This is a genomic window from Pseudomonas sp. VE 267-6A (genome assembly GCF_024126555.1).
Classification (GTDB): domain Bacteria; phylum Pseudomonadota; class Gammaproteobacteria; order Pseudomonadales; family Pseudomonadaceae; genus Aquipseudomonas; species Aquipseudomonas palmensis.
Window position 1 is genome coordinate 267,385 of sequence record NZ_JAMYBY010000008.1, and the last position, 9,516, is coordinate 276,900.

A 9,516-nucleotide genomic window follows, 5' to 3' on the forward strand; every position below is an offset into this window, starting at 1 on the left:
CCTGTTCAGGAGCAAGCCCATGAAGAAGACCCTGGCCGTACTGGCCGCCGTGCTGTCGCTGTCGGCGCACGCCAACGAGAAACTGGTGGTGGGCGCCACCCCGGTGCCGCATGCCGAGATCCTCGAGTTCGTCAAACCGGCGCTGGCGGCCGAAGGCGTGGACCTGGACATCAAGGTGTTCAGCGATTTCATCCAGCCCAACCTGCAACTGGCCGAGAAGAACTTGGACGCCAACTACTACCAGTACCGGCCGTTCCTCGACGAATTCAACGCCACCCGCAAGACCGACCTGGTGCCGGTGGTGGGCGTGCACATCGAGCCTTTCGGTGCGTACTCCACCCGCATCAGGAGCATCGCCGAGCTCAAGGACGGCGCCAGCGTCGCCATCCCCAACGACCCGGTCAACGCCGGGCGTGCCCTGGTGCTGCTGCACGAAGCCGGGCTGCTCACCCTCAAGGACCCGAGCAACACCCTGGCGACCCAGCGCGACATCGCGGCCAACCCAAGGCACCTGAAGATTCGCGAACTCGAAGGCGCGCTGCTGGCCCGTGCGGTGAACCAGGTGGACCTGGCGTTCGTCTTCGCCAACTACGCGCTGGAGGCGGGCATCGATACCAGCAGCGCGCTGATCGTGGAGAAGGGCAAGGACCTTTACGTGGAGTACCTGGTCGCGCGCCCCGACAACATCGATGACCCGCGCATCCAGAAGCTGGCCAAGGCGCTGAACTCGCCACAGGTGCGCGACTTCATCCTGACCCGCTACAAGGGCCAGATAGTGCCCGGCTTCTGAGCCCCGGTGGCCCGCGCTGGCGACAGCGCGGGCCTTGGTCGAATCGCATCCTTCGCAGGGCAGGCCTTGATCCATGGTCAGTTTCAATCAACAGCCGCTGGCAGGCGCCGTGCATATCCGCCTGGTGGGGCTCGGCAAGCAGTACCCGGGGCGCGAGCGCACTGTGCATGCGCTGCGCGACATCAACCTGGAGATACGCCGGGGCGAGGTGTTCGGCATCATCGGGCGCAGCGGCGCGGGCAAGTCGTCGCTGCTGCGTTCGCTCAACCGCCTGGAGCAACCCAGCAACGGCCAGGTGCTGATCGACGGCGAGGACATCGCCGGCTACGACACCGCGCAACTGGCCCGCCAGCGCCAGCGCACCGGCATGATCTTCCAGCACTTCAACCTGATGTCGGTGAAAACCGTCGGCGAGAACATCGGCCTGCCGCTCAAGCTGGCCGGCATTGGCCGCGCCGAGCGCGAGCGGCGGGTGAGCGAGATGCTGCAACTGGTGGGCCTGGAGGACAAGCGCGATGCCTTCCCCGCACAGCTGTCCGGTGGCCAGAAACAGCGCGTCGGCATCGCCCGGGCGCTGGTGCTGCAGCCCGACCTGCTGCTGTGCGACGAGGCGACCTCGGCGCTGGACCCGCAAAGCACCCAGTCGATTCTGGCGTTGCTACGCGATATCAACCGGCGCCTGAACCTGACCATCGTGCTGATTACCCACGAGATGGAAGTGATCCGCGAGCTGTGCGACCGCGTGGTGGTGCTGGAGGCGGGCGAGGTGGTGGAGCAGGGCGAGGTGTGGCGGGTGTTCGGCTGCCCGTGCCACGAGGTGACCCGCACCCTGCTGCGCACCCTGCACCCTGGCGGCGCCCATGACCTGGCCCCAGCCAGCGCCGGCGACTGGCTGCTCGACCTGCATTACACCGGGGCCCGTGGCCAGGCGCCGGAGCTGAGCGCGATCAGCGCGGCACTGGGTTACCCGACCCACCTGGTGCAGGCCAATATCGAGCGTATCCAGGGGCGTATCCTTGGCCGTCTGCGCGTGCGCGTGGAGGCCCCTGAACAGGTGTGTGCGCAGGTGCTGCAGCAGGCCCGCACAGTGGCCGACAGCGTCGAGCGGGTGGCCGCACGGGCCTGAGCCGACCCGCCTGCACCGGGTAGCCCGGGCCCTGCCCGTTACTGGCTGGCGGCGGGCCTGGCCTGGCCGGCACGCACGTCGAAGGCGCCCCCGGTGAAGGCGCCATCCACCGTCACCTTGCTTTTGCCGGGCAGCAGCGGGAACACCAGTTCGGCGAAGCGGTAGGCTTCCTCCAGGTGCGGGTAGCCCGACAGCACGAAGCGGTCCACGCCCAGGGCGACGTACTCCTGCAGCCGTGCCGCCACCGTGGCCGGGTCGCCGACCAGTGCGGTGCCGGCGCCGCCACGCACCAGGCCGACCCCGGCCCACAGGTTGGGCGAGACTTCCAGTCGGTCGCGGCGCCCGCCGTGCAGCGCGGCCATGCGCCGCTGGCCTTCGGAATCCATGCTGGCGTAGTTGGCCTGTGCGGCGGCGATGGTGGCCTCGTCCAGGTGGCTGATCAGTTCCTCGGCCGCCGCCCAGGCCTGTTCACTGGTTTCACGCACGATCACATGCAGGCGCACGCCAAACTGCACCGTGCGCCCGTGGCGGGCGGCACGGGCGCGCACGTCGGCGATCTTTTCGGCCACCGCGGCGGGTGGCTCGCCCCAGGTCAGGTAGGCGTCCACATGCCTGGCCGCCAGCTCGTGCGCGGCGGCTGACGAGCCACCGAAGTACAGCGGCGGGTAGGGCGTCTGCACCGGCGCGAAGAAGTTTTGCGCGCCCTCCACCCGCAGGTGCTCGCCGTGAAAGTCGACCCGTTCGCCACTGAGCAGTTGGCGCCACACGGTGAGGAATTCGTCGGCGGCGTCGTAGCGCTGGTCGTGCGCGAGAAACACGCCATCGGCGGCCAGCTCGGTGGCATCGCCGCCGGGCACCACGTTGAGCAGCAGGCGTCCGCCGCTGGCCTGGTCGAGGGTGGCGGCCTGGCGCGCCGACGCGGTGGGGTTGCCCAGCGAGGTGCGCAGGGCCACCAGCAGCTTGAGGCGGTGGGTCACCGGCACCAGGCTGGCGGCGGTGACCCAGGGGTCGAGGCAGCTGCTGCCGGTGGGGATGAGGATGCCGTCATAGCCGAGGTTCTCGGCGGCCACGGCAATCTGGCGCATGTAGGCGTTGGTGGCCGGGCGCCCGCTGGCGGAGTGGCCGAGGTAGCGGGTGTCGCCGGAGGTGGGCAGAAACCAGAAGATATCGAGGCTCATGGTGGGGTGCTCGTTGCAGGAAGAATGGGCCACCGCCCCGGCCGGGACGGCGTGCAACGCAAGGTGGGTGAAGTCGCTGCTTGCTTGGGCAAGTCTGGGTCAGATCGACAGGTTGATGACGCGTGTGGCGTTCGGCTCCGGTGGCGGCTGGCGCTTGTTCACCACCAGTTCGCCGATGCGGATCAGCAGGGCACGGGTGACGTTGCGGCTCAGGCCCAGCAGGCGCGCGGTGTGCACCTGGTTGTAGTGGCAGAAGCGGTAGGCACTGCGCAGCAGCGCCTCCTCGACCTTTTCATGCAGCGCGCCGTGCTCTTCTTCGAACAGCTTCTGAAACGCGCGCTGCAACAGGGCGTTGGCGGATGTGTCCGGGGCGGGTGTGCCCTCGGGCCGCTCGATGCGCAGGTTGGACAGGCGCAGGTCGTCCTGCTGGATCACGCCGTCATGGCAGATCAGCAGGGTGTGGTGGATGACGTTTTCCAGCTCGCGGATGTTGCCCGGCCAGTCGTAGCTGGCCAGCTTGTGCTCGGCCTCGCTGCTCAACTGCACATCGCCATAGCCCAGGCGGGCGCTGTAGCTGGCCATGAAGTGGCGGGTCAGCGGCAGGATATCGCCGGGGCGCTCGCGCAGCGGGTACAGCTGCAGGCTGACCACGTTGAGGCGGTAGAACAGGTCTTCGCGAAAGTGCCCGGCGTTGATCGCCTTTTCCAGCTGCACGTTGGTGGCGGCCAGCACGCGCACGTTGATCGGGATGCTCTTGCGCGACCCCAGGCGCACCACTTCGCGCTCCTGCAGCACGCGCAGCAGCTTGACCTGGATGGCCATCGGCAGGTCGCCGATCTCGTCGAGAAACAGCGTGCCGCCGTCGGCTTCCTCGAACCAGCCGGCCTTGGACGCCAGGGCGCCGGTGAAGGCGCCCTTTTCGTGGCCGAACAGTTCGGCCTCGACCAGCGACTCGGAGAACGCCCCGCAGTTGACCGCCACGAACGGCCCGTGGTGGCGCCGGCTGAGGTTGTGGATATGTCGCGCCACCAGCTCCTTGCCCGTACCGGTTTCGCCAATGATCAGCACGCTGGCCTCACTCGGCGCGACCTGCTGCAGGTGGGCGAGCAGCGCCTGCGACCTCGGGTCTTCGAACACCTGTGCGGTGGCCCTGATCGAGGTGGCCAGGGTTGGCGATGGCGGGAGCGTCAACAGGTGCATGGGCAGCCCTCAGGAGTAGAAGGACGGGGCGGGTACCGTCCGGTTCAGGGCCCAGTCACCCAGCTCGTGGACCTTGTAGTCCACCGGGTCGTGCAGGGTCTGGGTGCGCAGGTTGCGCCAGTAGCGATCGAAGCGCAGCGAGGCATGCGTGGCGCGCGCGCCGGTCACTTCGAACAGGCGGTTGCACAGGTCCAGGCCGGTGCGGGTGGCCGCCACCTTGGCCGCGGCGATGGACAGCGCCAGTTGCCCGCGCTCGTCGCTGCTCAGCGTGGGGCCCTTGTGCCAGGCTTCGTCGAGCTGGTTGCAGGCGCGTTCGGCCAGCAGCCGAACGCCTTCCAGGCCCACCCAGAAGTCGCCGTAGTGGCGCAGGATGTACGGGTCTTCGCTGACGTGCCGGGCATTGGACTTGAACCACGGTCGCCCTTCCTTGAGCGTGTACTGGCGTGCCTCTTCCAGCGCACCTTCGGCGATGCCGAGGAAGATGTGCGCAAAGTGCAGTTGCGCGATCAGCGGGCGCAGGCAGGCGAACGGAGTGCTCAGCGGGCCGGGGTCGAGCAGCAGTTCGGATTCCTCGACGCGCACGCGCTCGAAGGTGGCGCTGCCGCTGTCGGTCTGGCGCTGGCCCATGTTGTTCCAGTCGCCATGCAGGGTGATGCCGGTACGTGCCGTGGGGATGGCGGCGATCAGCAACTTGCCGCCGGCGCTTTCATCCACCGCCGAGGCGATCAGCATTTCCGAGTCGCTGGCGCCGGAGCAGAAGCTCTTCTTGCCCGAGAATTCGCGCCAGCCGTCGTACTTCTTGACCACGGTGCGGGTGTCGAGCGGGTTCAGGGCGTTGCCCCAGAACCAGTTCTTGCGGGCGGTCTGCTCGAACCAGGGCTGCCACTGGTCGGGGCTGGAGAACAGGCGCACGGTGGCCAGCATCAGGTGCTGGAAGCCGAACACGTGGGCGATGGAGCTGTCGACCCGGGCGAACTCGCGCACGATGTTCAGGGTTTCGCCCCAGCTGGCGCCCATGCCGCCGAACTGCGTGGGAATGCTCAGGGCCAAGAGGCCGCTGTGGCGAATGGCGTCACGCTCGGCCTTGGGTGTGCCGCCGCGCTCGTCGCGTTCGGCGGCGGTCAGTGCGAACTCGGCGGCCAGCGCGCGCGCGGTCTGCAGCGGGCTGAGCAGGGTGGGTTCCGGTTGCTTGGCACTCATGCGGTCTGCGCCTTGGGCAGCACATCGTTGGCGATCATTTCGCCGAACGGCCCGGTCAGGTTGGTGACGCCGCGCCCGGCTAGGCTGGCGTAGGGTTCTGGCAGCAGCGGGAACACCAGCTCGGCGAAGCGGTAGGCTTCCTCCAGGTGGGGGTAGCCGGAGAAGATGAAGCTTTCGATGCCCAGGTCGGCGTATTCCTTGATGCGCGCGGCCACCTGTTGCGGGTCGCCCACCAGCGCGGTGCCGGCGCCGCCCCGTACCAGGCCCACACCGGCCCACAGGTTGGGGGCGATCTCCAGCTGGTCGCGGCGACCGCCGTGCAGGGCAGCCATGCGCCGTTGGCCCTCGGAGTCGAAGCGCGCGAAGGACTGTTGCGCCGCGGCGATGGTGTCGTCGCTGATGTGCGCGATCAGGCGGTCGGCGGCCTGCCAGGCCTCTTCGGCGGTTTCGCGCACGATCACGTGCAGGCGGATGCCGAACTTCACCGTGCGCCCGTGCCTGGCGGCGCGGGCGCGCACATCGGCGATCTTCTCGGCGACGGCGGCGGGCGGTTCGCCCCAGGTGAGGTACACGTCCAGCTGTTCGGCGGCCAGGTCATGGGCGGCGTCGGACGAGCCACCGAAGTACAGCGGCGGGTAGGGCTTTTGTACCGGTGGGTAGAGCGCCTTGGCGTTCTCGACCTTGAAGTGCTTGCCCTCGAAATCCACCGACTCGCCTTGCAGCACGCGGCGCCAGATACGCAGGAACTCGTCGGTGACCTCGTAGCGTTCGCTGTGGCTGAGGTGGATGCCGTCGCCGCGGTTCTCGTCGGGGTCGCCGCCGGTGACCACGTTGATCAGCAGGCGCCCGCCGGACAGGCGGTCCAGGGTGGCGGTCATGCGCGCCGACACGGTGGGCGAGATGATGCCGGGGCGTATTGCCACCAGGTAGCGCAGGCGTTCGGTCAGCGGCGCCAGGGCCGAGGCGACCACCCAGGAGTCCTCGCACGAGCGGCCGGTGGGGATCAGCACGCCGTGGTAGCCCAGGCCATCGGCGGCCTGGGCGATCTGCTTGAGGTAGTTGAGGGTGACCGGGCGCGCGCCGTCGCTGGTGCCGAGGAAATGACCGTCGCCGTGGGTGGGCAGGAACCAGAACACGTTCATCGTTCGGCCCCGCTGGCGAGCTTGCGCTGGCTGTGGGCGTGGGCGGCGAAGAACGGTGCGGCACGCTCGGCGGCCAGGCTGACACGGGCTTGCAGCACCGGGCTGCTGACCTGGTAGTTCTGCAGGTCGCCTTCGCTGCCATACACGCCGATGGGCAGGGTCAGCGCCTGGAAGAAGCTGAACAGCGGGCGCAGCTGGTGGTCGATCACCAGCGCATGCAGCGGGCTGCCACCGGTGGCGGCCAGCAGCACCGGGGTGTCGATCAGGCTGTCCTGGCCCACCAGGTCGAACAGGTGCTTGAGCAGGCCGGGGTAGGAGCCGCGGTAAACCGGCGAGGCAACGATCAGCAGGTCGGCATGCTCGATAGCCTGCAGCTGCTGTTCGACCGTGGCCGGCAGTTCGGCGCGCGACAGGGCGCCGCCTACCGGGCGGGCGATCTCGCTCAGCTCGATGAGCTGGGCGTCGATGTGCAGGTGCTTGCCCAGCTCGGCGACGATCGCCTCGGTCAGTGCCAGGGTGCGTGAGGGGCGATAGGCGCCGCCGGAAACGGCGACGACCTTGAGTGCTGCGGTCATGTGTGCGTCCTGTGGTGTGGCCCTGCGCTCAGAGCGTTACCCAGGCTTGAGCAAGAGCCGTACCACAGTCGCAGGCCCCGTTTTTGCTGGGCCTGGCGCGGTAGTGAGGTGGCAATGGTGTTGGTGCGGGAGGTTTTTGTTGGCTGGCTGTTGCTGGGGCAACAGTTGCTGGGCAGACAGTTGGCTGTCTGTGTAGGCCTGGCGCGCTACTGCTTGGGTTGCAGCGAATCGTGTTGCATCAACTTACCGCGTTGGCGAAGTACTGGCTGGGCGCCGCGCCCAGCACGCGCCGGAACACACTGGTGAACGCACTGGGGCTGCTGTAGCCAAGGTCCGTCGCCACCCGCGTGATCGCCTCGCCATTGCCCAGGCGCACCACCGCCGCCATCAGGCATGCCTGCTGTCGCCATGCCACGAAGCTGATGCCGGTGTGCTGGCGAAACAGCCGGGTGAAGGTGCGCCGGCTCATGCCCACCTGGCGGGCCATGTCATCGATCCCTGTATCTAGCGAGGGCTGTGCCAGCAAGTGCTGGCAGGCCAGGGCGAGCCTGGGTTCGCTGGGCAGCGGTGCATTCAGCGACAGCGCCGGCATGTCGGCAATCTCGTGCAGCAGCAGGTTCATCAGGTAGCCCTCGCGGCTGCCTTCGGCATACAGCGCCGGCACATCCCGGGCGCCCAGCAGCAGTTGGCGCAGCAGCGTCGACACACCGAACACCTGGCAGTGTTCGGGCAGGCCGAGGCGGGTGGCGGCAGGCTGGCGCACATAGGTGTTCAGCATCGTCACCGGGCCGTTCATGCTCATCTCGTGGGGCACGCCTGCGGGCACCCAGATGGCCCGCTGCGGCGGCACCACCCAGTTGCCCTGGCGGGTGAACACCGTGATCACCCCGCAGGCCGCATAGGCGAACTGCCCACGCTGATGGGTATGCAAGGCAAAGTGCTGCCCGTCGCCATAGTCGTTGGCCGTGACCACGGCGTCGCGGGGGGTGTGTTCATAGGGGTCGATGTCGATTTCGCGCATGGCCCGAATTTAATGATCTATGACCTGATAGTGCAAGCGAGCCAGTGTGCTCATTGCGCATAGTGGCGCCCTGACTTTCGGGATAGGTACGCCATGCAAAAGAAACATCTGGCCCTGGCCGTGCTGGTGACGGCGGTGTGGGGGTTCAACTTTCCCATCACCAAGCTCGGCCTGGCCGCGATTGACCCGCTGCTGTTGACGGCGTTGCGATTCACCCTGGCGGCGTTGCCGTGGGTGTTCTTCATCCGGCGCCCGGCGGTCGGCCTGGGCTGGGTGGCCGCGTACGGGTTGATCTTTGGCGTGGCGATGTGGGCGTTGATCAACCTGGGAATCGAGCTGGGCGTGCCGCCGGGTACGGCGGCGTTGCTGGTGCAGTTCAGTGTGTTTTTCACCCTGGGTTGGGGCGTGTTGCTGTTTCGCGAACGCCTTGGCGTGGGGCAGGGCGTCGGGGTGGGGCTGGCAGTGCTGGGGCTGGTGTCCATCATCGATGGCAGGCCCGGCGATGGCTCGGTGGTGGGTTATGGCTTGTTGCTGGTGAGTGCGTTCAGCTGGAGTGTGGGCAACGTCATCATCAAGCGCTCGAAGGTGCGCGAGATGTTTGCCTTTGTGGTGTGGGCGAGCCTGTTCGCACCGCTGCCGCTGGTGCTGCTCACCTGGCTGATGCATGGCACCGCGCCGTTCACCGGTGTGGCTGCGCAGGTGGGGTGGGTGGCGGTGTTTTCGCTGGTGTTCCAGGTGTATGCGGCGACGCACTTCTGTTACTGGGGGTGGAACCTGCTGCTGCGTGAGTATCCGGTGTCGAAGGTGGCGCCGTTGTCGTTGCTGATCCCGGTATTCGGGGTGGCAGGGTCGATGGTGCTGCTGGGGCACCGGGTGGATGCGCACGAGGCGGTTTCGATCGGGTTGATTCTGGCGGCGCTGGGGGCGGGGCTCGTGAGGTGTCCCTCTTCGCCAGCAAGGCTGGCTTCTGCGGGGCGGCGGGGTTGTGTGTAGGAGCCAGCGTTGCTGGCGAATGCTTTTCTGTACGTTTGCGAAGGCCGATGACGTTGTGAGGGCGCGCGGTTTCTGAGCTGCCGTATAGGCAGCTTAAAAGAACCTGGGCAGTCCCTGATTCACTGTCGTATAGGGCACTAATTCTCGGCAGAGACCGGAGGTGTTCGCGAGAAAACTCCCCCGCTGAACGCAAAACCCCAAATCGCATGTCTAGTCCTGAAATAGGTTTACACCTGTTCAGGTAGGCCGATAGGCCTCAAAACGCCCGATGCACCGCATCGGGCGTTTTGT

At 67.4% G+C, this 9,516-nt stretch carries 9 protein-coding genes; 3 read left to right on the forward strand and 6 right to left on the reverse strand.

All coding sequences use genetic code 11. The annotated features are described in order from the left end of the window. Positions 1–19: 19 nt before the first annotated feature. The gene (locus NJH59_RS11890; RefSeq protein WP_043864437.1) at positions 20–790 is read left to right on the forward strand and encodes a MetQ/NlpA family ABC transporter substrate-binding protein; all 771 of its coding nucleotides are present in this window, start codon (positions 20–22) and stop codon (positions 788–790) included. A 73-nt stretch (positions 791–863) separates the two neighbouring features. Next, complete coding sequence (locus NJH59_RS11895; protein WP_058541401.1) at positions 864–1,916, forward strand: methionine ABC transporter ATP-binding protein; 1,053 nt, start codon at positions 864–866, stop codon at positions 1,914–1,916. A 38-nt stretch (positions 1,917–1,954) separates the two neighbouring features. Here the strand turns inward: NJH59_RS11895 and ssuD (NJH59_RS11900) are convergent, their stop codons facing one another. The 6 genes from ssuD (NJH59_RS11900) to NJH59_RS11925 form a co-directional block, all read right to left on the reverse strand. Continuing rightward, positions 1,955–3,094 (reverse strand): FMNH2-dependent alkanesulfonate monooxygenase, encoded by a 1,140-nt coding sequence (ssuD, locus tag NJH59_RS11900; RefSeq protein WP_043864439.1) that lies wholly within the window; start codon positions 3,092–3,094, stop codon positions 1,955–1,957. Between the two features lie 99 nt (positions 3,095–3,193). Next, positions 3,194–4,294: a sigma-54-dependent Fis family transcriptional regulator gene (locus tag NJH59_RS11905; RefSeq protein WP_043864440.1), complete on the reverse strand. Its 1,101-nt coding sequence runs from the start codon at positions 4,292–4,294 to the stop codon at positions 3,194–3,196. Positions 4,295–4,303: 9 nt separating this feature from the next. After that, complete coding sequence (locus tag NJH59_RS11910) at positions 4,304–5,494, reverse strand: acyl-CoA dehydrogenase family protein (RefSeq protein ID WP_043864441.1); 1,191 nt, start codon at positions 5,492–5,494, stop codon at positions 4,304–4,306. After that, on the reverse strand, positions 5,491–6,636 hold the full coding sequence (gene ssuD / locus NJH59_RS11915) for an FMNH2-dependent alkanesulfonate monooxygenase (protein WP_043864442.1): 1,146 nt from the start codon (positions 6,634–6,636) through the stop codon (positions 5,491–5,493). The genes NJH59_RS11910 and ssuD (NJH59_RS11915) overlap by 4 nt, the downstream gene beginning before the upstream one ends. After that, positions 6,633–7,211, reverse strand: a complete 579-nt coding sequence (gene msuE / locus NJH59_RS11920) for an FMN reductase (RefSeq protein WP_043864443.1) — start codon at positions 7,209–7,211, stop codon at positions 6,633–6,635. The genes ssuD (NJH59_RS11915) and msuE overlap by 4 nt, the downstream gene beginning before the upstream one ends. A gap of 238 nt (positions 7,212–7,449) precedes the next feature. Next, positions 7,450–8,232 (reverse strand): helix-turn-helix domain-containing protein, encoded by a 783-nt coding sequence (locus NJH59_RS11925; RefSeq protein ID WP_100633017.1) that lies wholly within the window; start codon positions 8,230–8,232, stop codon positions 7,450–7,452. 93 nt (positions 8,233–8,325) lie between these two features. Here NJH59_RS11925 and NJH59_RS11930 point away from each other — a divergent pair, with 93 nt between their 5' ends. Next, the gene (locus tag NJH59_RS11930) at positions 8,326–9,225 is read left to right on the forward strand and encodes an EamA family transporter (RefSeq protein ID WP_253086827.1); all 900 of its coding nucleotides are present in this window, start codon (positions 8,326–8,328) and stop codon (positions 9,223–9,225) included. Positions 9,226–9,516: the final 291 nt, after the last annotated feature.